Origin of the sequence: Kitasatospora sp. NPDC089509 (genome assembly GCF_044749365.1) — a bacterium.
Taxonomy (GTDB): Bacteria; Actinomycetota; Actinomycetes; order Streptomycetales; family Streptomycetaceae; genus Kitasatospora.
In genome coordinates this window covers 97,578-122,821 of sequence record NZ_JBIVHS010000011.1, presented here as the reverse complement: position 1 = coordinate 122,821, position 25,244 = coordinate 97,578, and the positions used below count along the sequence as shown (strand labels likewise).

Genomic DNA, 25,244 nt, shown 5'->3' with positions numbered 1-25,244 from the left:
GCCCGGCCCGGCCCTCGTGCAGGTACCGGGCCGGCACCAGCCGTCCGCCGACCGCCACCGTCGAACCTGCGGCCCGCCACCACGACGGCCGCCACCACCGAGGGGGCCCACTCGTCGTCGGCCCGACCCACGCGCTGGAAGCGCTGCCCAGGACCCACCGGGCCATGGTCGGCGGCACCCAGACCGTGATCACCGTCCAGCCGGGGCCGGCACCACCCTGTGCGCGCACGACATCGTCGTGGCCATCGAGATCGCCTCGCCGTCCACCCGCGTCGCCGACAAGAAGATGAGGCCCAGCCTGTACGCCGCGGCCGGCATCGAGCACTACTGGCGCCTCGAACTCGACCCCGCGCCACGCCTCTACCTCGGACACCTCGAACGCGGCCTCTACGTCGACCGCCTCGTCCGGGTCGGCGAGACCACCGCGCTCACCGACCCGTTCCCCCTCGACCTCGACGCGGCGAGGCTGCGCAGGTAGTCCCGCGCTCGGAACGGAGACGGCCGGATTCCTCAGGTGAGGAGTCCGGCCGTCGGCATGTCGTCACTTGCCGGTCTACCCTTCCTCCCGGCCTTCGGGCACGATCTGCCGCAGCTCTGCACCGTGGAACATCCACACCCGGAAGTAGGCCTGATCCTGGTCCATCACGAACAGCTGCACGGACTCCGGGTGCTCCCAGGAAATGCGCTCGACGTGCGCCACCAGCCCGGCCAGGTCGGCATGGTTGAGTGCTCCGGCATAGACGTCACACTCCGGGTACTTGCCGCCACCCCAGTGTGTGTTGCCGCCGGTGGTCTCGTCGAGCGAGCCGACCCATCCGACAGCGCCGGGGCCGAAGCCGCGCCGCGGGGCAGCCGTCTGCAACCACTGGCTCAGCTCCTCGACACCTGACCGATCATCCGAATCCACAGAGACCATGACGTTCGCAACGTGACTCACGCCAGGATTCAACACAATCGCCGGTTTTCCTGCCACTCAGTTCTCGCACGGTGAACCCCACGGAAGGTCCGACACACGATCGCGGACGGATTCGTACGACAGGTCACGCGGACTCGGCAACAGTGCCCGCTGGAATTCCGGAGTCCCTCTCCCGGGTCCTTCCCCTGTGGGTAGCGGGTAGTGGGCGGCGAGGTCGGGATGCCTGCGGCGGGCAGAGCGTCCTGCCCGCCAGCCGGGGCCGGCCGCTGCAGCGCCCGTGGGCGCTGCTGTGGGCGATTCCTCTGCCATCGGACCCGCCGTGTCAGGGCGTTCCGGCACGGCCGGGTCCTGGTCGGTTTTGACTGCATGGTGTCGGTGCAGACGGGGAGGGCGGGCGGCGTGGATCCGGTGATCGGATAGTCTCCGCCCTGGCGCGGTGGGGGGAATCCTCGCGTCGCCGCACGGGTTGCGGCTATTTCGGACTTTTGAGGTTGAGTTGAGACTTCGGCACGCAATTCTGGCTTCCTCCTTGATCGCGTCCCCGCTCGTGTTGTCCCTGCCGGCCCAAGCGGCGGGGCTGGACAAGGACCACTCCGTCACGGTGGACGGCTTCGCCTCGGTGGAGGCCGGCGGCGGTTGGTCCGAGGGCACGGTGACGGTCAAGAACGACGCGGACGCCGCCTACAGCGGCCAGCACCTCGTCCTGTACATCGGCTCCGAGATCCTGGGTGTGGACCAGGTCGCCGCCGAGTACGCGGACGGTGTCTCCGGCGCGTGGAAGCCGGTGAAGCTGACGGACCAGGACCTCGGTGCCAAGCCCGCGGGCCACCAGGGGGTCGCGACCGACCTGACCGGCGCCGCCGTCGACGTCCAGCCCCACGCCACGCGCACGTTCAAGCTGCGGTTCAAGCTGCTGCAGTCCACGCACGAGGGCCCGACGCAGGACATCGGCATCCAGGCCTTCCTGGCACCCTCCATGGGCGCAGACGGCCAGGCCAAGGACTTCACGGCCCGGGCTGTCGGGAAGCGCGCGAAGACGACGGGCCTCACCACCACTGTCACCGGCCTGCCCAAGGACGTTCCGGCCGACGGGAAGCCGCACGCCTTCCAGGTCTCGATCAAGACCGCCAACGGCTTCGACTGGCACCTCACCCAGGCGTCGTTCTTCCTCTGGGCCGGCCAGAAGTACGGCAAGATGACCGGCCCGGCCGCCTGCGACGCCCAGGTGGACGTCCAGGACCCGAAGGACGGCACCTGGCACAAGACCAGCATGCAGGCCGGCAGCGTCGAGGGGCAGCTGGTCGACCTGACCAAGTGGGCCACCGGCCCGGTGGACAACCGGGTGCTGAACGCACGCGTCACGCTCGGCAAGAACTTCAAGACCGACACGGACGCCTCGCTGAACTTCGGCCACTTCCCGGGCGCCGACGAGAGCCTGTTCTGGGTCACGCAGCCGATCGCCGCCACCCCGGTCGACGGTGCCCCCGAGTGCCTGGGCCAGACCGCCCCGACGAGCGCCCCGACCACCACCACTCCCGCGGTCGTCCCGGCCACCGCACCCGCCACCAGCGCAACGGCGGCGGCCACGCCAGCCACGCCGGCCACGGCAGCCCACAAGGGGGCCGAGCTCGCCGAAACCGGATCCAATGGAGTCGGCCTGACCGCCGGTATCGCCGGCGCCCTTCTCGCCGCCGGTGGCGCCGCCATCGCGCTGACCCGCCGCCGTACCCGCAGGAACTGAGCAGAGGCCGGGGCCGCCGCCACCACGAGCAGCCCCGGCTCCCGGCCCAGTGCCGCGGTCGAAGTCTCCGCGGAGGGAGAGCCGCGCCACGGAGCGGCCGGGACCGGTGACGGCCAGCATCGACTGGCCGTCACCGGACCAGGACACCCCGCGTCCGACCACGAGCGCAGTACGCGCCTTCGAGATCGCCAAACACGTCGGCCGGACCGGACAAGCGCACATCATGGCGGTGCGTCCCGGGTCTGCGCCTTCCATCGCGGCCAGCAGGATCCCGATGAAGGCGGTGCGGTGGCGGTGCCGTCGGCTTCCTCATCGACACGGTGTTCGGTCAACTCAGGCCTTCTGATGCTTCATCAGTTCATCTTCTGGAGACGGTAGTTGACCGACTCCAGATCGTGGCGGGACGGGGTGGAGAGCAGTCGCCCGTCGAGCAGTTGGGTGGCCCGCGCGTCGAAGGCGCGCGCCGTCTCGGGGGGCGGCCAGCGGCAGCCACGGGTGCAGGTCGACCAGGGTGGCGACGGAGTGGACGTAGAGGTCCACGGTGCCGGGCGCGTCGTGGAGCGAGCCGACCAGGCCGCGGAAGAGCGCGAGCGGATTCCACTGGGTTCCGGTTGCCAACCGTGGTTGTCGGCGCTGCTGGCTGTCTGGCGATACGAGTCGTCGGTGGCCGGCGACACGTGGTGTCTCGGTGACCACGGCCTCGTCGTGGGCGATAGGGGTGGAGTGGCCGCTGCCGGGCGGCGGCGGCCGGTTCCTGAGACGATGGTGAGCCTGGGTGTGCTGTACCTGGGCAGATGGTGGCCTGGTTGCCGTCGTCGGCTGGGCCGAAGCTGAGGTCACAGCTCACCCCGCGAGGGCCCGTTGCCCTGGCATGACGAACAGGACCTTTCCTTGATCGCCTCTGGCACCACCAGTCCTGCTGTGCTCGAACAGCTTCAGCGCCGGTCCGCCGACCCGAAGCGGCGCATCCTGTTCACCGGCGCGACCATCGTCACCATGGACCCCGACTCCGGTGTCCTGTACGGCGCGGACCTGCTCGTCGAAGGCGACACGATCCTCGACGTCGGCCCTGGCTTGAGCGGGGAGGGCGGGGTGGTCGTCGACGCGACCGGCACGATCCTGGCCCCCGGCTTCGTCGACACCCACCGGCATGCCTGGGAGACGCAACTGCGCCGGATCATGCCGGACGTCGACGACCTCGGCGCCTACGTCATGTCCACTCTGGCCGGCTACGCCACGGTCTACCGGCCCCACGACATGTACGTCGGCACCAGGCTGGCCGCTTTGACGGCGATCGACGGTGGCATCACGACCATGCTCGACTTCTCCCACAACTCCCGCACCCCCGAGCACTCCGACGCCGCTGTCGAGGCCCTCGTCGACAGCGGCATCCGCGGCGTGCACGCTTCCATGGGCCCGCACTTCGGGGAATGGGACAAGCAGTGGCCTGGCGACCTGACCCGGCTCAGGGAGAAGCACTTCGCCAGTGACGACCACCTGCTGACCCTGCGGCTGGCCGCGCTGGCCACCGACGAGATCGCCGGGCCCGCTCTCGCCTACGGCCCCGAACTCGCCCGCACGGCAAAGGAACTGGGCATCGGGGTGAGCGTGGACGCCGTGTTCGGCGTCTCCTCCTCGCAGGCCGTTCTGGAATGGGAGAGGGCCGGCATCCTCGGCGCCGACCTCACCCTGATCCACGCCACCGGCCTGACCCCCCAGGCATGGAAGGCAATCGGGGAGAGCGGAACGACCATCGCCCTGGCCCCGACCTCGGACGCCCAGATCGGACTGGAGAGCGCGATCCCCGCGGTGGACGAGGCCCTGTCGGTGGGGGTGCGGCCAGGGCTGAGCATCGACGTCGAGGTGGCACTGGTCAGCGACATGTTCACGCAGATGAGGGCCCTGCACGCCATCCAGCGGATGCGCGCGGTCAACGCCGTCTACGGCACCGACCGGCAGCCGGCCCGCATCACCACCTACGACGTCCTGGACTTCGCGACCCTCCAGGGCGCCCGTACCAACGGCCTGGACGGCGTCACCGGTTCGCTCACCCCGGGCAAGAAGGCCGACCTCCTGGTCATCCAGGCGGAGGACCTCAACAACATGCCGCTCAACGACGCGGTCGGCACCATCGTCCTGGGCTCGGACGCGCGCAACATCAGCGCCGTCCTCATCAACGGCGAACCCCGCAAATGGAACGGCCAGGTCCTCGACGTGGACCTGCGCGCTCTGCGCGAGCAGGTCCACTCCTCCCGCGAGTACGTGCTCAACACTCCCGCCGCCTGAGCGCCTACCAGGGCAGCTACTGGATCACCGGTAACCGCATCGACTACCTCGACGACCTGGGTTTCTGGGCCTACGGCGAATTCCAGGACGGCATCCTGCACCACGCCGGCTACCGCTTCACCCGCCGCTGACCACGCCACGGAACGTCTTTCCCCGGCCGATCGCGCTTCCCCCGTGCGATCGGCCGGCCCGTGCCCACCGGAGTCCGGGTGTCCCGACCCACCCTCACCCCCGGCACCCCGCCTAGGCCGGCGCACCGCTCGCACCCCCTGACCGGGCCCCGGCCACCGCGACGATCGCGCTGCTGACGGCCGCGCGGTCGCGCCCGCCGCGTTCTCCTACATCGCCCACCACCTCGCACCACAGCGGCGCGCGATCGCGCTGACCTGTGTGTCGCGGCTGGCCGCGCCGCGGCGGCTGGTGCTCGCCTCGGGGGCGGCCGGCATCAGCGCCGCCGCCGCCTCCCTGCTCGGCGGCCACACCATTGCCCTGGCCGTGCCGCCGTGTTACTGCTCCGTGGCGGATTCCTGGTGGCGGGTGACATGGAGGCTGCCGAGCAGGGCGAGCGCCTGGGCACCGGGGCTGCCGGGTGCGGCGTGGTAGATCACCAGCTGCTGACCGGGCGCTCCGCGCACATCGAAGGTCTGGTAGGTCAGGTCGAGAGGGCCGACATCGGGGTGGAGAAGTTCCTTGGCGGCATGGGACTTTCCGTGGACGGTGTGCGAGGACCACAGGGCGGCGAACTCCTCGCTCTCCTCGATCAGGGAGGCGACGAGGTCGTGCAGGCGCCGGTAGTGCGGGTCCAGGCCGGTGGCGTGGCGCAGTCCGGCCACGACCGCCTCCGCCGCCCGACCCCACTGGGTGAAGAAGCTCCGGGCGGCCGGGTCGAGGAACGTCATGCGGGCCATGTTGTGCATGTCCCCGAACGGCGAGAACAGGGCGTCGGCCAGCGCGTTCGACGCCAGGAAGTCGTTGGCCGGGTTCAGGACGAACGCCGCGGCGCTCGCGTATCCGTCCAGCAACTGGCGCAGCGCGGGACTCACGTTCTCTCGCGGCTGCGGTCGCTGACCGTCCGGCGCGGTACCGGCCAGCCGGAACATGTGCTCCCGCGCCTGCTCGTCCATCCGCAGCGCACCGCTGATGGACTCCAGGATCTGCGGGGACGGGCTGCGCTCGCGGCCCTGCTCCAGGCGGGCGTAGTAGTCGCTGTTCATCCCGGCCAGGACGGCGACCTCCTCCCGCCGCAGCCCCGCCACCCGGCGCGCACCGTAGGAGGCGAGCCCGACGTCGTCGGGCTGCAGGCGGGCGCGGTGGGCGCGCAGGAAGTCGCCGAGATCGTTGCTGGTCACCCCTCAAGGCTAAGCCGCCCTCCGCCCCCGCTGCCTGGGTGCGCCGTACCCAGGCACGACTCGTCCTGGTTCGCGCCCGCCGACCCGCCCACGCTGGTGGTCAGCACAGTCGGACGAGAAGGAGCACAGGGTGGAAGAGCAATCGAGCGGGCCGCGGGAAGCCGCCGGGCGAAAGACCGGTGACGTGGACGTGGTCGGGATGTGGGTGACCGCGGACGGGCACATCCGCCAGGAATTGCTGCCCGACGGCCGCTACGACGAGGCCCGCGGAGAGCGCCGCAGCGCCTACACCGGCCGCTACACGGTGACCGGCCACCACCTCGACTACGTGGACGACACGGGCTTCACCGCCACCGGCGACATCCGCGACGGCGTGCTCTTCCACGAGCACCTCGTCCTGTACAAGGAGGAGCAGGCATGACCCGCACGGCGAGGACCTTCCTGATCACCGGTGTCAGCAGCGGCCTGGGCCGCGCGTTCGCCACCGCCGCCCTGGACGCCGGCCACAGCGTCGTCGGCACCGTCCGCAACGACGCCGACGCGACGGCGTTCAACGCCCTGCACCCCCAGCGCGCCCACGCGCGCCTGCTCGACGTCACCGACGCCGCCGCGGTCCGCGCCGTCGTCGGCGAGGTGGAACAGTCCCTGGGGCCCATCGAGGTGCTGGTCGCGAACGCCGGCTACGGCCTGGAGGGCACCTTCGAGGAGACACCGCTGGCCGACCTGCGTGCCCAGTTCGACGTCAACGTCTTCGGCGCCGCCGCCACCGTGCAGGCCGTCCTGCCGTTCATGCGTACACGCCGCCGCGGACACATCCTGGCCGTCACCTCCATGGGCGGCCTGACCTCCTTCCCCGGCGTCTCCGCCTACTGCGGCAGCAAGTACGCCCTCGAAGGCATCCTCGAAGTCGTCGGCAAGGAAGTCTCCGGCTTCAACATCCACGTCACCGCGGTCGAACCGGGCTCCTTCCGCACCGACTGGGCCGGCCGCTCCATGATCCGTACGCCGCGGACCGTCCCCGACTACGACGAGGTGTTCGAGCCCATCCGCGCCGCACGGCAGAACGCCAGCGGCCGGCAGCTCGGCAACCCCGCCAAGGCCGCCGCCGCCCTCCCACGCATCCTCGACGAACCGCATCCGCCGGCCCACCTCGTCCTGGGCTCCGACGCCCTGCGCCTGGTGCGAGCCGGACGCGAAGCCGTCCAGAGCGACCTCGACGCCTGGGAAGACCTCTCCCTGTCCACCGACTACACCCCCGACGACGCGCCGTAAGTCGGTGCCGCCGGCGCACACGCCCCGCCAACCGTGGGTGCACCCTCACCACGAATCCCCCGATGTCACCGGGGCGCGCCGCCTACGCCAGGCCCGTCGCCGCTTGTTCGGTACGGCCGCCGTAGCGGTGGGGTCTCGCAGCGCCGTCGAACTCGGTCACGGCGTTACGGATGACGCCGCCCCATCCGGGGCCCGGCGGCACTCCGCACGCGCGGGAGTTCGGCGGCGCCCTCGGCGAGAAGACCAGCACCGGCGTGGGCCCCGGTCTCGGGCCGATCCGCAGCAGCGGGTTGTCGGCCGGCAGTGCGGTGAGGAGTGACCAGCGGGTCGTGCGGCGGTCGAAGGTGAACCTGCGGACGTCCCCGTAGATCCAGTGTTCGGCTGATCTCCTGAGCGGTGAGCAGCGCGGTGCCGGGTGTCGTCGCGTAGCAGTCGGAGAAGGGGCGTCCGATCCTGATCTGACGGCGCGCCCTCTCATCGGTGAGTGCGGTGGCCGCGCCGCTGCGGCTGCCGCTGCCGCTGCCGGTGGCGATGGTCATAGGCTTGGGCTTCTCTCTACCCCCGCTCGCGGGATGCGAAAGGCGGCACCACTCAAAGGTGGTGCCGCCTTCCTCAGCCGCACATACCTACTCGGTCAGCTGGTTGACGAGCTGCCAGGCAAGCCGGGTTCCGGCGGCTTCGAATCCCTGGCGGATATTGTCCAGCGCTGTGTGGATCTCCTGCCATGATTGCTCATCGTCGGGGGAGCAATCCAGGTAGTACGTCGAACGCTCGATGCCCGGTTGCCAGGTGGCATCGCCCTTGAGGTCGGACGTCGTGCCGATCTCGATTTCCCAGCCGTCAGCGAAGACGATGAACGGGTTGTGGTTGAAGGCGCCCAGGGCATCAGCTGTGATCTGAGGCACCTGCTCCTCGTCGATCTCGCCGACGATGAGAGCTCGGATGAAGAGCTGCACTTACATCCCTTCAATGGAATCGCCTGGTCTCATCAGCGGCCGCTCTGCCGCTTTTTGATTACACGAGATGCTTTCGACGTGAATACCGCCTTCTTCCTTGAGCATACCGTGCAGTGCGGGAGCAGGATGGCGGGAAGGTTTCCTCCCGCACGCTTGTGCACGGAGACCGCGGGAATGTGATCGGGAATGTGGTGTCCCTTCTTGGTGAAATCGGTCTTGCTACCGCACGCATGGCAACCGTACTTCCGGCCGATCATGTCGATCTTCGCGTGGATCGGGCCGAACGGGAGATGCCCGCGGGCCGTACCACCCCGAAGCGGGCATGCGGCCTCGGCCCGGCCTGAACGGGAGGTCGGCTGAACACGAACGATCTGGGTCGACTTGGAGGAAGCGGCCGAGCGTGGGGCTGTAGAGGCGGGCACCCATGAGGATGTCGCCGTCCTGTGCCTCCGCGGAGCGCTCCTTGCCACCGAGCCAGCCGAAGCGGACGTTCGCTTGGCCGTCCTGGCGGATGCCGAACTCGTCGAAGTCCAGCACGAGCGGCTTGTTGAGTGCGGTGTCGGTGGTGATGACCACCGAGCCGAACAGGTTGGTGAGTTGCAGTTGGACGTCGCCGGTCTTGCTGGCGGCGTCCGGGCCCGAGACGTTGCGGGTCAGGGTGCCCTGGGTGGTGTCCTCGACGGTCCAGCGGACGTGGTCGGAGTCGTCGCCGTAGTGGTTCAGCTTCGACGTCGCGTTGGCCCAGCTGCCGTCGGCCTGCTTCTTGCTGGTGGTGAACGCGGTCAGGCGGTGGGCGGCGTCAACGGCCCACTCCTGCTTGGTGTCTCCCTTCTCCTGGGCGGCGACCCGGTCGTTGGCCCAGTAGGTGTTGGTCGCGCCGGTGGCGGTCTTTACCGTGCGTCCGAAGGCGTCGTACACGAAGCTGGCGTCGGTGAGGCGGTCGGCACTGTCGTAGGTGTGGTTCTCCGCCGTGGCTCCGGCTGTGCTGCACTCGCCGGCCGCCCCGCGCGGGGAGGTCTGCTTGGAGAGGCGGTTGGAGTGGGCGTCGAAGGCGTACTGACGGGTGACGCAGCCAGCGGCGGCCGTGGTCTGCTCGGCCTTCACCAGCCGGCCGAGCCGGTCGTACTGGTAGGAGCGGGTGGCGGTGGAACTGGTGTCCTTGGCCACCTGGCCCTGGGTGGACATGTCGGTGGTCTGGGCCCAGACCACCGTGTTGTCGGGACTGCGGGTGTGGCCGCGACCGGTGGCCTCGCCGACCGCGTTGAAGGTGTCCTTGCGGACGATCCCGCCGGGTAGGACTGCTCGACGAGCTGACCGTCCGGGCCGTACTTCGTGGTGAACTCGCCGGCCAGGCTGTCGCTGACGGAGGTGACCAGTCCGCGCGGTTCCTTGGCTCGGTCGTACCCGTAGGTCGTGGACCCGGTCGGGTCGCTCACCTTCACCGGCTTGCCGAACCTGTCGAAATTCCGTGGTGGCGGTGGGTCGAATCTGGGGATCCCCGACACGCTGGGCGGAGGGAGGACTATGCCGCTGACTGTCGCGGAGGGCGTCGCCGCCGACGTATCGTCCGTCGTACCGCTGTGGGTGCCAGCCCCACCCCCACGCTCAGGACGACCGCCGCCGCAGCCAGCAGGGTGGAGCGCCAGGGCCAGGGCGCTCCCGTCAGCTCCAGATGGTCCGAGGGGTACTCGGAGAACTTCGCGGTGGCCAGCGCGGTACGGCGGTCGCTGTGCTCGGCGAGGTCCCGCAGAATCGGATCGAAGCCGAATTCCCCGGACCGCCGTCCCCCATCGGGCAGTTCGGCGGTGAGCCCGTTGCGGTGGGCCCAGTCGCTCAGCGCGGCGCCGAGGCCGGAGGCGTCCTTGACGCCGGGCACCACGAAGCGGTCCGCCCCGTGGGCGTCCCCCGTCACCGGCCGGGTGACGAGGACCAGGCCGTGGCGGGTGGTGACGGTGTCGCCGGAGCCGATCACCACCGTCCGGGTGGCGAAGGAGACTCCGCCGTACCCTTCGAGGGCCGCGGCCGCGTCGATCTCCTCGACTCCGTCGACCAGGCCGATGGCCGTGGTGGGGCGTAGCCACGGGAAGGCGGCGTTGAGGGCGTACGGCAGGTCGCCGAGGGCGAGGTGGTTGGCCGGTATCGCGGTTGGTCCGTCGGGAGTCCAGCCGGGGTAGGACAACCCGGTGCCGATGCGGGTGGCTTCCGCCTCGCCGACCAGTTCCTCGACCACTCGCAGGGCGCCCACGGTGCCGGAGGTGACTCCCGCGGTGGTCGTCACCCGCCCGCTTTCGACGTAACGCTGCCCGCGCTTCCAGTCGACTTTCGGGTAACTGCGTTCCAGAGAGCCGATGTTGGACCAGAATGACGTGGCGTCGCGGCCGTCGAGCAGGCCGGAGGCGGCCAGCAGTTCGGAGCCCGCGCACACCCCGAGGATCCGGGCGCCCTTGCGGTGGCGTTCGACGATCCACTGGCGTAGGCCCTCCTCGCCCGCGCCGGCGGGGTCGGTCACCGCGGGCACGACCACCACGTCGGGTTCCGGCAGGGTGCCGTTCGCCACCTCGGCCAGGGTGTGGTCTGGCAGCAGATGGGCGCCGCCGGACAGCGGGGCGACACGGCGTTCGGCGGCCACCGTGTAGACGAACATCTCCGGCGACTCGGCGAACACCTGGTAGGGCGCGAGTACGTCGGTGGCCACCGAGCCCGCGTTGCTGACCGCGACCGCCACCGTGATCCGGCCGTCCGGCACCGGCCGGGCCGCTGGCCACGCCCTGGCACCGGATCCGCGGGGAGCGGCGGCGAAGCTGTCGGCCATCGACGCGCTCACCCCCGTGAAGGCGAGCCCCGCGAAGGACGCCGCGGACAGCGCCGTAGCCAGCAGGACCCAGCCGATACGGCGCAGGGCCCGGTGCCCCTTGCGTGCCTCGGAACTCACTGCGGACAAGACATACCTCGACAATCCGGGCACCGATCGGCAGCGTGGTGCCGTCGGCCCTCGTGGAAACGGGAAAGGGGAAGAGGCCGGGGAGGGCCGGAGGAACGGTCCCCGCGGGGGCCGGTTCTGTCAGGCGGTCGGCCGCAGTGGTGCGCGCAGCCCCGAGGGAGGGGTTCCGAAGGCGTCGGCGACCACCCGGCGCAGCTGTCGTGCGTCGCGGAAGCCGCAGCGGGCTGCGACCGCCTCCACCGTCAGGTCGGTACCGGACAGCAGGGTTCGGGCCCGCTCCAGCCGCAGTTGCCGCTGGTAGGCGAACGGGGTGATGCCGGTGACCGTGGTGAAGGCCCGTGTCAGACCGCGCGGGGACAGTCCGGCGACGCCGGCGAGTTCACGCAGGGTGAGGGCGGTGTCCAGGTGCTGGGCCAGATGGTCCTGCGCTCGGTGCACCGCGGGCTGGACGTGGTCGCGGTGGCGCAGGAACGGACTGATCTGTGTCGCGTCCCCGTCCCGCCGCAGGTACAGCACCAGTTCGCGTGCGACGCGCGCGGCCAGTTCCGGGCCGTGGTCCCGCTCGACCAGCGACAGCGCGAGATCGATCCCCGACGAGATTCCCGCACTGGTGCTGATCCGCCCGTCGTGCACGTAGAGCGCGGCCTCGCGCACCCGGGCCCGCGGGTACCGGTCGCGCATCGCCGAGGTGAGCGACCAGTGGGTGGTGCACGCCCTGCCATCCAGCAGTCCTGCTTCCCCCAGGACGGCGGCACCGCTGCACACCGACGCGACCCGGGCGCCCGCGTCGTAGGCCTTGCGTACCCAGCGCACCACGGCAGGCGTCACCAGCCGGTCGGATCCGGTCAGCCGTGGCCCCGGTACGAGCACCAGGTCCCCGGCCGTCGGCCGGACCGTCGACAGCGGTGCCAGACCGGCCAGTCGCAGGCCCTGAGCGGAGCGCAGATGTTCTGCCTCGGCGACGTACTCCAGTCGGTAGCCGCCACCGAGATGCGCCGCAGCGTCGAACACCTGCACAGGACCACCGAGGTCCAGCAGATTCACATCGGGTAGGACCAGGACCAGGACCCGCCCAGTGCACCCGTTCGTCTCGTCGCTCACCCCGCCACGGTAGGCCGGCACGGACGGCCCGCGCGAGGTCTCCCGGGGACCAGCAGCGGACGGATCTGGCACTTCGGAGCACTGGGCCGTTCGCCGAACGGTCTCGGAGCTGGGATTGGAAGTTCCGGTTGGCGTCACCGACCCGTTGACCGGACTACCAGAAGACACGCCGCAGAGCGCCGCATCCCTCGGCTGGCCTAGTCGGTAGACGTTGCGTCGTCCGATCGACAAGGGAGCGCAACGAGTTGAGTGAGTTCCGTGACGTCCGTGCCATCGAGCTGCCGCGCTGGGGGCGGGTCGCCCCTGATTCCGGGGTCGTGCCCTGGCTGGTCTTCGACGAGGAGGGGAGAGCTGTGCTGCCGGTCCGTACGTTCCTGATCGACTTCGTTGCCCGGGACAACCGGTCTGGCAGCGTACGCAGTTACGCCTACGACCTGTTGCGCTGGTGGCGGTGGCTGCGGGTCGTGGACGTCGAGTGGGACCGGGCGACGTCGGCCGAGGTCCGCGATTTCGTGCTGTGGCTCGGTGCCGCGACCAAGCCCCGCCGTTCGCCCAGGACGCGCTCGGCGGCGACCGCCGGGACCACGAACCCGGTCACGAAGAAGCCGTACCTGGACGACCGGTACAAGCCCCGCACCATCCGGCACAGCAACGCCGCGATCCGCTCCTTCTACAGCTTCTGGATCGAGACCGGTGCCGGACCGCTGGTCAACCCGGTGCCGCTGGCCCGCACCGACCGGCGCCGACCCCACGCCCACCACAACCCGTTGGAGCCTTACCGCGCCGAGGGCAAGCTGCGCTACAACCCCAAAGTTCCGCGGCGCCGGCCCCGCCAGATGCCGGACGAGCGGTGGAACGAGCTGTTCGCCGCCCTGCGCTCGAACCGCGACAGGGCTCTGCTGGCGATGGCCGTCAGCAACGGCGCCCGCGCCTCGGAGCTCCTGGGCGTGCGAGGGGTGGACCTCGACTGGGGCGACCAGCTCGTGCGCGTCGTGCGCAAGGGCACCCTCGCCGAGCAGTGGCTGCCCGCCAGCCCGGAGGCGATGCTCTGGATCCGGCTCTACCTAGCCGAAGGGCCGCCGCTGGACCCGCAGGCCCCGCTGTGGTGGACACTGCGTCGCCGCAACCACGGTGAAGGACTGGCCTACCAGCCGATGAACTACGAGGCCCTGCGAGCGGTCTTCCGCCGGGTCAACACGCTGCTGGGCACCACGACCTGCGACACACCGCGGCCCTGCGCATGGCCCGCGACTAGAGGCTGTCGTTGCGCGACGTTCAGACCGTCCTGGGTCACGCGCACCTGAGCACTACCGCTGATGTCTACCTCGTCGAAGAGGACGAGCAGGTCATCCGGCGCGTCCAGGACCACCTGGCCGAGCTCAAGGAGCGGGCAGAGCGCCCGGTCCCGAGCGTCGCCGTCGGCTATGACGCGGGCGACCTGGCGGTGCTGTTCGGCGGAGGTGCGGTATGACGCGCCAGGGAAGCCGCCGCGCTAACTCCGTGCGCCGGGCCGGTACCGGCCCGGTCCCGGCAAGGCCGCTGTTCGTCGAACACGACCTGAAGGCCGACGAGCACCGCGTCGGCCCGCACGACCACCTCACCCGGGGCGAGATCCTCGCACTGCTGCCGACCTCGCCGGTCTGGCCGCAGCCGAAGTACCGAGGAGTCGCACCCGGCACCACGCGGCTCGCCGGGGCAAGCAAGATCCTCGACTGGCTGCTGAGCCACCCCGGCGAGGGGTGGCAGGCCCGGTGGCAGGCGGCCGACGCCGACCGCGGCAAGGACTGGATCGACGAGCTGAACGCCGGAGACCACCGATCCCCTGACTCCAGGCGGAACGAGATCATCATGGGCCTGAACAGCCTGATGATCAGCCGGGTGGTGCTGCCCCGCTACGGCTTTCTGCGCGGTTACAAGGCCATGCGGCTCTTCAAGAACCTCCAGCAGATGTTCCCCGCCGGCCAGATCGAGCGGATGCGTGAATTCGGCGCGGAGGTCGGCATGACGCCCCGCCACATCGACGAGGGCCTTCGGGTGATCTCCGCGATGATCCTCTACACCGGGCGCGACCTACACCAGCTCACCGCCGAGGACGTCTTCCATCTGCGGGCCGTCGGCCGACGGGACATCGGCGAAGCCTATGTCGGCACCCACAGTGCCTGGGACCTGCTGCGCGGGGCCGGTGTCATCGACTGCAAGGACAGCTTGAAGGACGCGCTGAGGCACGGACAACGGCCCACCGCCGAGCTGGTCGACGCCTACAACATCCAGTCCACCCCGGTCCGCAACGTCTTGGTCCGCTACCTCGAAGAACGCCGCCCGGGCGTCGACTACGGCACCTTTCGCGGCCTGGTCGGCTCGCTGGCCGGGGTGTTTTGGGCCGACATCGAGGCCCACCACCCTGGCATCGATACCCTGCGCCTGCAGCAGGACGTGACCGACGGCTGGAAGCAAAGGCTGGTCACCTACACCGACAAGAGCGGGCAAGTACGTGAACGGCGGTCCCGCGTCGATGTGATGATGCGGGTCCGCGGTTTCTACCCGGACATCCAGGAGTGGGCGCACGACGACCCGTTCTGGGCCCAGTGGGCGGTTCCCAGCCCGATCACCCGCGGCGACGGAGCGGGCAACCACAAGAACATCGCCCAGACCCACTCCCGGATGCACCAACGGGTCCGTGAACGCCTGCCCCACCTGCCGACTCTGGTGGAGACCGCCGAACGCCTCCACCGGGAGGCAGCCACGCTGCTGGCCGCGGCCGTCGCGACCCCCTTTGGGGAGGTCTTCGAGCACGAGGGCAGGCACTACCTGCACGTTCTTCCCAAGGTGAGCCAGGTCCCCAGCCGCCTGGACCACGCCTCCCGGCACGTCTACGTCCAGGAGGTCGGCGCCGACGCGCGCCGGATCAACCAGAGCGACGTCGAGGACGACACGTTCTGGGCCTGGGCGGTCATCGAGACCCTCCGTCACACCGGCGTCCGCGTCGAGGAGCTGACCGAGATCAGCCATCTGGCGCTCGTCTCCTACAAGCTTCCCGACACCGGCGAGGTCGTTCCGCTGTTGCAGATCGTGCCGTCCAAAAGTAACGAGGAGCGGCTACTGCTCGTCAGTCCCGAGCTGGCGAGCGTCCTGGCCACTGTCGTCAAGCGTCTGAGCGACGCCAACGACGGCAAGATCCCGTTGGTCGCCCGCTACGACCACCACGAGCGCGTGACCGGGCCGCCACTTCCTCACCTGTTCCAGCGCCGCCACTACTGGCAGGCCGAGGTGATGGGTGAGTCCGCGATCAAGCGACTCCTGGACACGGCCCTGGCAGCCACTGGGCTTCGGGACAACGCCGGAGAGCCGTTGCGCTACACCCCGCACGACTTCCGAAGGATGTTCGCCACCGAGGCCGTCACCGGCGGCCTGCCCGTCCACATCGCCGCCCGAATCCTCGGGCACAAGACGCTGACCACCACTCAGGCCTACCTCGCGGTCTTCCAGGACGACCTGGTGCGAACCTACCGCGGCTTCCTCGACCGCCGCCGGGCCGACCGCCCGCAGGAGGAATACCGGGAGCCCACCGAGCAGGAATGGCGCGACTTCCAGCAGCACTTCGAGCTCCGCAAGGTCTCCCTTGGCACCTGCGGCCGGCCCTACGGCACCCCCTGCAAACACGAACACGCCTGCATCCGCTGCCCCGTCCTCCAGCTTGACCCCCGCCAGAAGCCCCGCCTCATCGAGATCATCCAGAACCTGCGCGAGCGCATCCGCGAAGCCCGCGCCAACGGCTGGCTCGGCGAAGTCGAAGGCCTCCAGGTCAGCTTCGACGCCGCCGCCAAGCTCGCCAGCCTCAACCGAACCCGCACCGACGGCAGCCCCCAACTGGTCAACCTCGGCATGCCCCTCTTCACCGACACCCCGCCCACCACAGGAGAACCCGCCCATGCACCCGATACGCCTGATCTCGTTCGGCTACCTGCACCTCAAGGGCGGCCCGCCGCCGACCGCTGACCGCGTCGAGGACGTCCGGGACCGGCTCCGCGACCCGGCCGCCGCCCGCAGCATCCTCGACCTCGACGGCCTCGACCCCCGCGTCCAGCAGATCGTCACCAACACCCCCGGTGCCCGCGAGCTGATCGACAACCTCGCCGACTACGCCGCTCTCCCGGCCGGCCCCCGGCGCATCGCCATCGGATGCGCCGGAGGTCGGCACAGGGCATCTGGTCTTACCGAAATCTTCGCCAACGAACTCCGACACCGCGGCCACCAGGTCGAGGTCGAGCACCTCCACGTCCACCTGCCGCGCGTGCTGAAGACCACGACAGCGTGATCATCGTGAGTCTGAATCTCCGCAAACAGGGCAGTCGTACTCATCGACCGAGTCCAGGACGACCGGATGGCCGCAGTAGTCGCAAGGCCGCGAGTTCTCGTCGGCTGGGGGCCGGATCACCGGGTCGGCTTCACCGCCGGTGGTTGTCTGACGTCTCACCAGGCAACCACCTCGGCTCGGATCCGGGGCAACGCCCACGGCTTCAGCGCGCCCCCGACGAAGTCGGCAAGGAACTGAATCGCCCCACCGGTGTAGTGCCACCAGACGGAACTTCGCGAGGCGACAGTGACCGTCCACTCCTGCGGGTCAGTCGGGTTGGTGCTCCACAGGAAGAAGTCCCCTTGGGGCGACACGGCCCAGGGAAGCAGACCTCCTGGGGCGGGGAATGGGTGAAGCGGGACAGCCAGGTCAGCTTCCTCGCACCACTCCGCGATGGTCTCCAGCTCTTCTCGTGTCCCTTCCACCCACCCGGTCTCCCCACCAGGCTCCGGACTACCCACGCTCAGGAAGTCGCCGATGACGAAGGGCGGGTAGAGCTCGCAGAGGAGTTTGTAGTCAGCCGGCAGTGCGGCGCCCAGCTCGGCCTCCAGCACAGACCAGTCGATGGCTCGTGGGGCTGGCAGTCGCAGCGAGGTCATGCCCGGCACAGCGAGCTCCAACGCCGCGATCGCCTCCGCGGGATCGGTCAGACGGCGGACCGGTGTCTGGGTGCCAGCAAAGTCGTCCATGCGAACAGGGTGTCAAAGCAGAACCTTGCCAATGCCATGGCCCCCTGCCTGCGGGCCTTAGTCCGGAAAAGGTGGCTCGTCACCGGGCCGGCGAAAGGAGGGTGCCCGCATCGGTGCCGCTGCTGGAGTCGCAGCCGGTAGCCGCTGGAGAGCATGTGGCGCAGCCACCACGCGAGGTACTGCGGCTGCGGGCAGGGCCGGCTGGGGGCGCCGCGAGTTGGGACTGAGCCTTTTCAGGGCGACCATCGATCGGGTGACGGCAGGGCGGTTGCGGACGAGGGAGAACCGGCAGGGCTCCCCGGCAGGTGAGTGAGACATCCGACGTCTCAACTCTTGTGCCGGGGAGCCCTGGTGGTCACCTGTCCTGCCGCACTTGACCTGCCGCACGCGCTCGTCGAGTGGGTCACCATGCTGATCGTCACCCGGGAGGGTGACCGCCGGTGCAGGCTCCGGCCCTCGCAACGGGCCGTCGTCGCGCTGGTGTACCCGCGCAAGCACGACACGCTCGCCCAGATCGCGGCCGCAAGCCCGGCAAAGAGCTCACCGCCAGCCGGAGATCGTTCAACCGGGCTCATGCCCGGTTCCGGTACCCGGTCGAACGGGGTGTGGCGGCACTCAAGGGTCGGCGGATCTTCCGTCACGCCCGTTGCAGCCCGAACTGGCGTACGTCAGCAGTCAAAGCCGTCCTCACCCTGGAGCTGCGGCGCTGAAAACGCTCAGTGCCCCGGGCGCCCGAGCGCCCGGGGCACCGACCGTCAGGCGACGGCGGGTACTTCAGCGTCGTCGGTGTGGTGCCGGACGCTGCTGCTGGGGGGCAGCAGGAGTCCGGTGACGGCGGACAGTGCGAAGCCGACGGCGGGGACGGTGGCTGCGGCGAGCAGGGCGGTCTTCATGGTGGCCGGATCGAAGTGGGTGCCGGCCTTGCCGAAGAAGACGACGCCGGCGACGGCGACGCCGAGGGCTCCGCCGACCTGCTGGAAGGTGCTGTAGGTGCCGGAGGCGGCTCCGGCGTCGCGGGGGTCGATGGTGGCGACGGCGAGGTCGACCAGGGGGACGACGAGCAGGCCGAGGCCGATCCCGGCCAGGGCCATGGGACCGAGCAGGTCCCAGCCCGAGAGGTGGGCGCCCTGGTGGTCGATGACCTGGCGGGCCCACAGGATGCCGCCGGCCTGGAGGAGGCCGCCGATCACGACCATGGGCTTTCCGGCCTTGGGGGCGAGCGGGACGGAGATGCCGGAGCCCAGGAGTGCGCCGATGGAGAACGGGAGCAGGGCGAGGCCGGAGCCGATGGCGTCGAAGTGCAGGCCGAGCTGCAGGTAGAGGGTGAGGACGAGGAAGAAGCCGGCGAGGGAGGCGGAGAAGAAGAACTGGGTGAGGCTTCCCGCGTTGAAGCCGCGGTGGGTGAACAGCGACATCGGCATCAGGGGGGAGCCGTCGCGGGCCGCGCGCCGCTTCTGGTTGATGGCGAAGACGCCGAGTACGAGGGGGCAGGCGGAGAGCATGGCCCAGATCCAGGCGGGCCAGCCCAGGGCGCGGCCTTCGACGAGCGGGTAGACCAGCAGGATCATGCCGAGGCTGGCGAGCAGGAGACCGGGCCAGTCGAGCTTGAGGGGGCGGGTGGAACGGGTGTTGGGCACGAAGAGCCAGGCGGCGGTCATGAGGGCTATGCCGATGGGGATGTTGATGGCGAAGATGGAGCGCCAGTGCCAGCCGAAGGCGTCGACGGAGATGAGCCAGCCGCCGAGCAGCGGGCCGAGCACGGTGGCGAGCCCGGAGACGGCGCCGATCGCGCCGAGGACGGCGGCGCGCTCCTTGGGCTTGAACAGGGCCTGCACGGATGCCAGGACCTGGGGGACCATCAGGGCGGCGAAGGCGCCCTGGACGACGCGGGCGCCGACCAGGACCTCGCCGCTGGTGGCGAGGGCGGAGGCGAGGGAGGCGGCGGTGAAGCCGGCGACGCCGGTGAGGAAGAGGCGCTGGCGGCCGAAGATGTCACCGAGGCGTCCGCCGGTGATCAGGACGACGGCGAAGGCGAGGGTGTAGCCGCCGACGACCCATTCGAGCTGGGTGGAGGTCGCGCCGAGGTCGCGTTGCATGGAGGGCAGGGCGACGTTGACGACGGTGGTGTCTAGCAGGTCCATGAACGAGGCGAAGATCAGCACGAACATCGCCAGGCCGCGGTGCCTGGTGGTGGCGGCCGGCTTCACTGCGGCGCCTGCCGGTGCGGTGGCGGTCGCGATGCCGCCCGAAGGGGCGGCGGATGATCGGGGGTGGTGCTTGGGCATCGAGGGGTGTTCCGTTTCGGGTGGTTCGCGGCGTACGGGCGCATGCCTGCGGGCGGCGCGCCGCAACGCTCGGTGGCGGTGGTGACGGCCGCGGGGCTCGGCAGGACGGGTGGGGCCGGGTTCAGGAAGTGGTGGCGGGGGTGTCCCAGTCGGCGCGGTGGTTGAACAGCCAGGACACCGAGCTCATGGCGCCGGGGCGGGCCATGCGCTTCATGACGACGGGCAGGACGGCGTCGCGGATCGCGCGGCCGATGGGGCCGACCTGCTTGGAGCGAGCACCCCGCCGGAGGAGGTCTCGACGGCGGCGGCCAGGCGCTTGCCGGTGCCGGCGGCGAACTCGATCTGTCCGGTGGGAAAGCCGTGCTCGGTGACGGTGTGCTGGGCGCCGATCGCCCGCAGGGCGGAGATGCCGTTGACGGCGACGGTGAGGTAGACGCCGTGGGCCAGGCCCGAGCTCTGCTCGTAGGCCTCGTACACGGTGGCGTCGATGCCGGCCTTCTGGAGGGCGGTGGCGGTGACGGGGCCGGCGAGGCCGCCACCGATCACCGGGGCGGTGCGGTGGGTGTTCATGATGCGTGATTCCTCAGGTAGGGGCGGCCCGGTGCGGCGGGAACGGAGGCCGGCGGGCCGGCCGTGCTTGTCCGTTCCCGCATGCCGGGCGGGCCCGGTGCCGCGTTCAGGCGGTGGCGAGGGCGGCGGTGATCTTGTCGATCATGTCGGCCTGGGCGGGCTTGGGGCCGCGGGTCGCGGCGGCGGCCTGGCGGACGGCGGTGGTCACCACGCGGCGGAACTCGGTGCTTTCCTGCGGGGCCTTGGCCTCCAGGGTGGCGACGGTCTGCGCCAGCGCGGGCAGGACCTCGTCGGCGATGTCGGCGGTGGTCTTGCCGTTCAGCTCGAACTTGCCCTTGCCGGACAGGACCCGGCCCACGGCGCCGGTGGCGCCGGTGAGGACCTTGGCGCCGGCGATGTTCTCCCGGGTCGCGGACAGCGCGCCGGGGTAGGCCAGCGAAATGAGGGTGACCGCGCCGTAGGCGGCCTTGCGCAGGGTGGTCTGCTCGTCGGCGGTCAGCGGGATGAAGGTTTCGGACATGGGGATGCCTGCCTGTCGTGCGTGAGGGTGGATGAATCGGCGGAACAGCAACGCTCGCCTTCCTGGAAGCTCGACATCGAGGTATCTTGACTACCGAGCAACTGGATTTAGTTTGAGAGACGAGTGGTTTGAATGTCAAGTGAAGTTGGGCCGGTCGTGGAACGGCTCGGCCGGGCGATCTCCGGCTACCAGGCCTCCGTCGACGACTTCGACCGCGAATGCGCCCGGCTCATGGGTGTGAATGAGACCGATCTGCGATGCCTGGAGATCCTGCTCGAAGAGGCCCCCGAGGCCGCCCCCAGCCTGCTCGCGGCCAAGCTCGGCGTGACCACCGGCAGTGCCACCACGATGCTGGACCGCCTGGAGAAGGCCGGGTACGTCACCCGACTTCCGCACCCCACGGATCGCCGCAAGACGATCGTGCGCGCCACCTCCGAGGCCGCCGGGCGCGCCTACGAGCTGATCGGCCCCCTCATTGCCGAGGCGCAGCAGGACCTGCTCGGCCGCTACAGCGTCGACCAGATCGAGCTGATCGCCGACTTCCTGACGCGCACCGGTGACATCCAGCGCCGCCACACCGAACGCTTGCGCGCCAGCCCCACTCCGGCCAAGACCCGCGCCCGGGCCGCCGCGGGCACAGATGCTGCGCGGTCCGGCGTCCTCCCCGGCTGACCTGCGGCCGCCGGGTCTGTGCAAAGAAGGGCTCTGTTCCGTAATCGGTGGTAGCGCTGTGTGGTGATCACCGGAGGAGGGCGCGGTGGCGGAGCAGGGGGAACCCGGCTCGGCCGTGCATCTGCCTCATGATTCGCTTGGTTCGGGTGTTGACGTCCTCGGTGCGTCCGTTGTGGTGCGGGGTGGTGGGGCCGGCGTCGACGGCGGCTCGGTCGAGTTCGAGGCCGTTCGCGAAGGAGTGCAGGTGGGGCAGGTCGACGGAGCAAGCCGACGTGATCCAGGCGGTGAGCTTGGCGTCGTTGCCCTCGGCCGGCGTCAGCGCAGAGCGCGTTCACATCGAAGGACAGCAGGTCCCGAGGGACTTCCAGGCCTTCCCCGACGGCGAGGCCGGCGACCGCTTCGCCGCAGTCCGCTTCACCTGCACCACCAAGGCGACGCCCGACGCCGCGGAGCACGCTTGGTACTACACGGCAGCCCTCTACCTGAAAGCCCCCGACAACCCTGCGATCCCGGCACCGGGAGCGCAGAAGATGGCGGAGCTGTCGGTGACCCTCGCCCGCCAGGCCGCGGGCACGGCCTTGGGGTGCACCAACACGATTCAGTTGCCAGGGGGGCCCTACAAGCTCACGTGACCGTCTCGGTGGGCCGGCGCCCGTGCTGCCCGTGCCGGGGCCTGCGAGCGCCTGGTCCTGGTCGAGCCGGTCCTCGGTGACGAGCGCCGTGCCTGTGCCGCGGAGCAGCGCGGCTGGTCTCCCTTGTCGCCGGGACGATCTGACGTCTCGGCACGTTTTGTCCGGCCAAGACGGGACGTGCTGCGCGGTCCGAGCCGTACATCGAGTGGTACGACTACGTCCTCGCCCGCGGGGCCCGATCCACAACGGGCGACGCCCGGTGGGCACCTCGCACCCACAGCACTTGGTCACCGGCGTCCTGACTGGCCCTGGAGGGGTTCGTGGGTTTCGGTCGCTGGGTGTATGTACTGGTCAGCAGTGGTGTCAGTGACTGAAGTGACCGAGATTGGGAATTGAGGCGGGGAAGTCGGCCAGGCAGCCCAGCCGTCATCCCGCTGCCGGATCGTTCCGTCCTGGACGCCGCTCACGGTCGGCCTCGGTGGTCGGGGCGTGCTTTCCTGCGTGCTGTCAGGCGATGGAGAGGCCGAAGCGGTCGACGATCGGCGAGATCGGGGTGTGGAGCAGGGTGTCGTAGCAGGTGGTCCTGGCCGCCACGGGGCTGCAGACGGCCATCTGGCTGTCGCCGGTGAGGACGATGCCCCTGGTCTTCATGTCCTCACCGCCGTTGACGCTGGCGAAGACCGGCCCGCCGCTCTCGTTGGCCGGCTCGGGCATGGGTGTCGCGCCTGTTCTGCCGTGGGGGAGACCCGGTACCCCACGTTTCGGGGCCGGACAGCCAGCGAACCGCCAGGTACTCACCCGGACGAGCGAGCAGGTGCGAGGAGAACTGCCTCTGCCTCAAGGCTGTCCCGCGAGTGCGGCCGAGCAGTGACCCGAGACCGGCCCGATAGGGTCAGGGCTCAGCCGATGGAAGAGGATCGTTCGATGCCGACGTACGACCAGCTGACCAAGTGGGCCGGCCTGGGGCAGGTCACACGAGCCGGACAGGACATCGTGGCCGGCTGGCGGATCCCTGGCTCCATGAAGGCACAGCTCGTTGAGGTGGGCGTCCCGGTAGCTCCGCGCCTCATTGAACGAGTCGTGATGCAGAGCGAGGCTGAGCCGGTCCTTCTCACGTCCCGTGGTCCGCTCTACCGTCTCACCGAACAGGCAGAGCCCGATGATCAGGCCGCGCGGTCATCGTTCGGCGTCGAGCCGGTGACCGGCGCGGTCTACTTCGTCAGGCCGGACGGGGAGGCATGGTTCGCCAACTCAGGTGTCGACGTGTGGCTCGACGTCCTTCACCGCTACGGCAGTCTTGTCACGGCCTCAGAACTTCTCAGCGAGCCGGACGGTCCTGAGGAGTATCTCTCTGACGAGGAGGAGCGGGCTTTTGCCGAGCTGAACCGGCTGGCCGAGGAACTGAAGGAGATCGACCCGGCGGCCTTCAACGGCTACGAGGGGTTTCTCTGGCCAGCGCATCTGGACCGCTGGCTCTACTGACTTCGGCCGGCAGATTCAGGGCCCGTAGACCTCGATCGCGCAGGGATGCCAGGCCCACCACTGAGATGATCTTCACGTGGCGGCTGTGATCACGGCGTTGGAGCCGTCATGGACAGCGCCGTACTCCGGCCTGAGCCCGTAGCAGTCCGGGAGGCTGGTCACCATGCCGGGGCGCGAAGGCCCGCCGCCCCTTGTCCGCAGGGGTCGCCCGTGGAGTCTTCCGCTGGAAGACAGGGTGCTGCAGGTTGCCGCGTACTGGCGCACGAATCCGACCTTGCGGCAGCTGCTTCCAGGGCCTTATGACCGCCCAAGGCGTCAAGGGACGCGTCCGCGTCGAACCCTGACCAGGGATGCGAGCCACAGCACCGAGAGAATCGAGAACAGCCCCGTGGGATCCACCTTCTACGTCAGCGCCGACCGCGAGCACGCCGGACTCTGGACCTTCACCGGCGAGCATGTCAAGGACTGCGTCCGCCGGCACTGGCCAGACGCGACCGTGAGCGGAGCCTTCGAGAACTTCCTGGAGATCCACGTCGAAGCCGAACCAGGCCAGTGGACGGAGCTGTCCTTCAACCTGCGGCACGGCGCGTTCTCGTTCGAGGACAGGGAACCGCACTCCGCACCGCTGACCGTCCTCTACGCCGTGCTGCGCGAACTCGCGCCCACCGTACCGGTGGTGTGGTGGATCGACTACGACGCCGACCTCCAACCTCTCGACCTGACCGGCAGTCTGGCCGCGTTCATCGACAGTTTTCCCGCCTAGCACCAGGCCAGGCGCCGCCTCACCGGTCCAGGGAACCATCCACCTCGGTGCCATCTCAGGGACCACTCGGGCACGCTCTTCGATCGGGACCGGGCCCAGCGGCCGGCCGGGGAACGGGGAACTCCATGTGGCGCCCCATGCCCGGCAACGACGGCAGGACCACCTGCGAGTCGCCCCTCGGTCGGTACGCCCACGACACGGGCGCAGGCACACCTCAAGCCGGGTGACGCGGCAGCACCCGTCAGGGATCGCTCGCAGTCGGGACACCGTTGTCGGAGTTGGCTGGAACACTTCGGTCGTGAACGACCAGACGACCAGCCACTTCCCCGTACCCGCTGCCCCCACCGCACAGGCCGAACTCGACAACACCCCGTGGACGGACCTACCGCACTACTGCACAGGCCGGCACGGCGTGCCCCGACACACCGGCCATCCTCACCGGGATCGGACCGGGCCTATTCGTCCCGCGGCAACCGCGCCTACCTGCGCAGACGCCGGACCAAGGCCGTCATCCCGGAGAGGAAGGACCAAGCCGCCAGGATCCCGCACCGGCGGCAGCGGCTCGATCACCGACCACTGGGCATCGGTCAACGACGAGGCGTGGAACGGCTTGCAGGAACAGGCACACACAGAGGTGGGGGGGGGGGGGGGGGCCCCCCCCCCCCCCCCCCCCCCCCCCCCCCCCCCCCCCCCCGCCCCCGGGGGGGCGCCCGCG

Annotated in this window: 26 protein-coding genes and 3 pseudogenes; 16 read left to right on the top strand and 13 right to left on the bottom strand. The window is 70.0% G+C overall.

Annotated features, from left to right (window positions below; genetic code table 11):
• Positions 1–16: 16 nt before the first annotated feature.
• Complete coding sequence (locus ACIP4P_RS23590; protein WP_400921348.1) at positions 17–478, top strand: Uma2 family endonuclease; 462 nt, start codon at positions 17–19, stop codon at positions 476–478.
• A 75-nt stretch (positions 479–553) separates the two neighbouring features.
• Here the strand turns inward: ACIP4P_RS23590 and ACIP4P_RS23585 are convergent, their stop codons facing one another.
• Complete coding sequence (locus tag ACIP4P_RS23585) at positions 554–937, bottom strand: squamosa promoter-binding protein 15 (protein WP_400921346.1); 384 nt, start codon at positions 935–937, stop codon at positions 554–556.
• A 526-nt stretch (positions 938–1,463) separates the two neighbouring features.
• On the opposite strand from ACIP4P_RS23585, the gene ACIP4P_RS23580 reads away from it, so the two are divergent.
• From ACIP4P_RS23580 to ACIP4P_RS23570, 3 genes are all read left to right on the top strand, one after another.
• A complete protein-coding gene (locus ACIP4P_RS23580; RefSeq protein ID WP_400921344.1) occupies positions 1,464–2,657 on the top strand; it encodes a hypothetical protein in 1,194 nt (397 codons plus the stop codon).
• 891 nt (positions 2,658–3,548) lie between these two features.
• Positions 3,549–4,943 (top strand): amidohydrolase family protein, encoded by a 1,395-nt coding sequence (locus ACIP4P_RS23575; protein WP_400921342.1) that lies wholly within the window; start codon positions 3,549–3,551, stop codon positions 4,941–4,943.
• On the top strand, positions 4,850–5,074 hold the full coding sequence (locus ACIP4P_RS23570) for an Atu4866 domain-containing protein (RefSeq protein ID WP_400921340.1): 225 nt from the start codon (positions 4,850–4,852) through the stop codon (positions 5,072–5,074). Before ACIP4P_RS23575 ends, ACIP4P_RS23570 begins: the two co-directional genes overlap by 94 nt.
• A 375-nt stretch (positions 5,075–5,449) precedes the next feature.
• Here the strand turns inward: ACIP4P_RS23570 and ACIP4P_RS23565 are convergent, their stop codons facing one another.
• Positions 5,450–6,292 carry a helix-turn-helix transcriptional regulator gene (locus ACIP4P_RS23565; protein WP_400921338.1) on the bottom strand — a complete coding sequence of 281 codons (843 nt, stop codon included), beginning with the start codon at positions 6,290–6,292 and terminating at the stop codon, positions 5,450–5,452.
• 199 nt (positions 6,293–6,491) lie between these two features.
• Between ACIP4P_RS23565 and ACIP4P_RS23560 the strand changes: the two genes are divergently transcribed.
• Both ACIP4P_RS23560 and ACIP4P_RS23555 read left to right on the top strand, forming a co-directional pair.
• Positions 6,492–6,713, top strand: coding sequence for an Atu4866 domain-containing protein (locus ACIP4P_RS23560; protein WP_400921554.1), 222 nt, complete (start codon positions 6,492–6,494; stop codon positions 6,711–6,713).
• Positions 6,710–7,564, top strand: a complete 855-nt coding sequence (locus ACIP4P_RS23555) for an oxidoreductase (RefSeq protein ID WP_400921336.1) — start codon at positions 6,710–6,712, stop codon at positions 7,562–7,564. The genes ACIP4P_RS23560 and ACIP4P_RS23555 overlap by 4 nt, the downstream gene beginning before the upstream one ends.
• A 164-nt stretch (positions 7,565–7,728) precedes the next feature.
• On the opposite strand, the gene ACIP4P_RS23550 is transcribed toward ACIP4P_RS23555, so the two are convergent.
• The 5 genes from ACIP4P_RS23550 to ACIP4P_RS23530 all read right to left on the bottom strand — a co-directional run bounded on the left by ACIP4P_RS23550 (position 7,729) and on the right by ACIP4P_RS23530 (position 12,562).
• Positions 7,729–8,103, bottom strand: a complete 375-nt coding sequence (locus ACIP4P_RS23550) for a hypothetical protein (protein WP_400921334.1) — start codon at positions 8,101–8,103, stop codon at positions 7,729–7,731.
• Positions 8,104–8,190: 87 nt separating this feature from the next.
• The gene (locus tag ACIP4P_RS23545; RefSeq protein ID WP_400921332.1) at positions 8,191–8,520 is read right to left on the bottom strand and encodes a hypothetical protein; all 330 of its coding nucleotides are present in this window, start codon (positions 8,518–8,520) and stop codon (positions 8,191–8,193) included.
• 219 nt (positions 8,521–8,739) lie between these two features.
• The gene (locus ACIP4P_RS23540; RefSeq protein WP_400921330.1) at positions 8,740–9,705 is read right to left on the bottom strand and encodes a hypothetical protein; all 966 of its coding nucleotides are present in this window, start codon (positions 9,703–9,705) and stop codon (positions 8,740–8,742) included.
• Positions 9,706–10,042: 337 nt separating this feature from the next.
• Positions 10,043–11,452: a DJ-1/PfpI family protein gene (locus ACIP4P_RS23535; RefSeq protein WP_400921328.1), complete on the bottom strand. Its 1,410-nt coding sequence runs from the start codon at positions 11,450–11,452 to the stop codon at positions 10,043–10,045.
• Positions 11,453–11,581: 129 nt separating this feature from the next.
• A complete protein-coding gene (locus tag ACIP4P_RS23530; protein ID WP_400921326.1) occupies positions 11,582–12,562 on the bottom strand; it encodes a GlxA family transcriptional regulator in 981 nt (326 codons plus the stop codon).
• Between the two features lie 245 nt (positions 12,563–12,807).
• Between ACIP4P_RS23530 and ACIP4P_RS23525 the strand changes: the two genes are divergently transcribed.
• The 4 genes from ACIP4P_RS23525 to ACIP4P_RS23510 are packed head-to-tail and all read left to right on the top strand — an operon-like array spanning position 12,808 to position 16,877.
• Positions 12,808–13,866 carry a tyrosine-type recombinase/integrase gene (locus ACIP4P_RS23525; RefSeq protein ID WP_400921324.1) on the top strand — a complete coding sequence of 353 codons (1,059 nt, stop codon included), beginning with the start codon at positions 12,808–12,810 and terminating at the stop codon, positions 13,864–13,866.
• On the top strand, positions 13,827–14,033 hold the full coding sequence (locus ACIP4P_RS23520; protein WP_400921322.1) for a hypothetical protein: 207 nt from the start codon (positions 13,827–13,829) through the stop codon (positions 14,031–14,033). Before ACIP4P_RS23525 ends, ACIP4P_RS23520 begins: the two co-directional genes overlap by 40 nt.
• Entirely contained in the window at positions 14,030–16,558 is a 2,529-nt protein-coding gene (locus ACIP4P_RS23515) for a tyrosine-type recombinase/integrase (RefSeq protein WP_400921320.1), read from the top strand. The genes ACIP4P_RS23520 and ACIP4P_RS23515 overlap by 4 nt, the downstream gene beginning before the upstream one ends.
• Complete coding sequence (locus tag ACIP4P_RS23510; protein WP_400921318.1) at positions 16,491–16,877, top strand: hypothetical protein; 387 nt, start codon at positions 16,491–16,493, stop codon at positions 16,875–16,877. The genes ACIP4P_RS23515 and ACIP4P_RS23510 overlap by 68 nt, the downstream gene beginning before the upstream one ends.
• 155 nt (positions 16,878–17,032) lie before the next feature.
• Here ACIP4P_RS23510 and ACIP4P_RS23505 read toward each other — a convergent pair whose 3' ends face one another.
• A complete protein-coding gene (locus ACIP4P_RS23505; RefSeq protein ID WP_400921316.1) occupies positions 17,033–17,605 on the bottom strand; it encodes an SMI1/KNR4 family protein in 573 nt (190 codons plus the stop codon).
• 351 nt (positions 17,606–17,956) lie between these two features.
• Here ACIP4P_RS23505 and ACIP4P_RS23500 point away from each other — a divergent pair.
• Positions 17,957–18,124: pseudogene (locus ACIP4P_RS23500) on the top strand (IS5/IS1182 family transposase); the annotation flags it as partial.
• 236 nt (positions 18,125–18,360) lie between these two features.
• On the opposite strand, the gene ACIP4P_RS23495 reads toward ACIP4P_RS23500, so the two are convergent.
• The 3 genes from ACIP4P_RS23495 to ACIP4P_RS23485 form a co-directional block, all read right to left on the bottom strand.
• Complete coding sequence (locus tag ACIP4P_RS23495; protein WP_400921314.1) at positions 18,361–19,890, bottom strand: DHA2 family efflux MFS transporter permease subunit; 1,530 nt, start codon at positions 19,888–19,890, stop codon at positions 18,361–18,363.
• Positions 19,891–20,100: 210 nt separating this feature from the next.
• Entirely contained in the window at positions 20,101–20,460 is a 360-nt protein-coding gene (locus tag ACIP4P_RS23490; protein ID WP_400921312.1) for an FAD-dependent oxidoreductase, read from the bottom strand.
• A gap of 106 nt (positions 20,461–20,566) precedes the next feature.
• Positions 20,567–20,980: a hypothetical protein gene (locus ACIP4P_RS23485; protein WP_400921310.1), complete on the bottom strand. Its 414-nt coding sequence runs from the start codon at positions 20,978–20,980 to the stop codon at positions 20,567–20,569.
• Positions 20,981–21,112: 132 nt separating this feature from the next.
• On the opposite strand from ACIP4P_RS23485, the gene ACIP4P_RS23480 reads away from it, so the two are divergent.
• The gene (locus ACIP4P_RS23480) at positions 21,113–21,652 is read left to right on the top strand and encodes a MarR family winged helix-turn-helix transcriptional regulator (protein ID WP_400921308.1); all 540 of its coding nucleotides are present in this window, start codon (positions 21,113–21,115) and stop codon (positions 21,650–21,652) included.
• Positions 21,653–21,719: 67 nt separating this feature from the next.
• On the opposite strand, the pseudogene ACIP4P_RS23475 reads toward ACIP4P_RS23480, so the two are convergent.
• Positions 21,720–21,971, bottom strand: a pseudogene (locus ACIP4P_RS23475) (ISL3 family transposase); the annotation flags it as partial.
• On the opposite strand from ACIP4P_RS23475, the gene ACIP4P_RS23470 reads away from it, so the two are divergent.
• Positions 21,925–22,284 carry a hypothetical protein gene (locus ACIP4P_RS23470; RefSeq protein WP_400921306.1) on the top strand — a complete coding sequence of 120 codons (360 nt, stop codon included), beginning with the start codon at positions 21,925–21,927 and terminating at the stop codon, positions 22,282–22,284. The pseudogene ACIP4P_RS23475 and the gene ACIP4P_RS23470 sit on opposite strands and share 47 nt — an antisense overlap.
• Positions 22,285–22,791: 507 nt before the next feature.
• Here the strand turns inward: ACIP4P_RS23470 and ACIP4P_RS23465 are convergent.
• Positions 22,792–22,998, bottom strand: coding sequence for a hypothetical protein (locus ACIP4P_RS23465; RefSeq protein ID WP_400921304.1), 207 nt, complete (start codon positions 22,996–22,998; stop codon positions 22,792–22,794).
• A gap of 210 nt (positions 22,999–23,208) precedes the next feature.
• Between ACIP4P_RS23465 and ACIP4P_RS23460 the strand changes: the two genes are divergently transcribed.
• The 3 genes and pseudogenes from ACIP4P_RS23460 (at position 23,209) to ACIP4P_RS23450 (ending at position 24,529) form a co-directional block, all read left to right on the top strand.
• Positions 23,209–23,766 carry an SUKH-4 family immunity protein gene (locus ACIP4P_RS23460; RefSeq protein ID WP_400921302.1) on the top strand — a complete coding sequence of 186 codons (558 nt, stop codon included), beginning with the start codon at positions 23,209–23,211 and terminating at the stop codon, positions 23,764–23,766.
• A 76-nt stretch (positions 23,767–23,842) separates the two neighbouring features.
• Positions 23,843–24,058 (top strand): annotated as a pseudogene (locus ACIP4P_RS23455) (IS5/IS1182 family transposase); the annotation flags it as partial.
• A gap of 96 nt (positions 24,059–24,154) precedes the next feature.
• On the top strand, positions 24,155–24,529 hold the full coding sequence (locus ACIP4P_RS23450; protein WP_400921565.1) for a hypothetical protein: 375 nt from the start codon (positions 24,155–24,157) through the stop codon (positions 24,527–24,529).
• Positions 24,530–25,244: the final 715 nt, after the last annotated feature.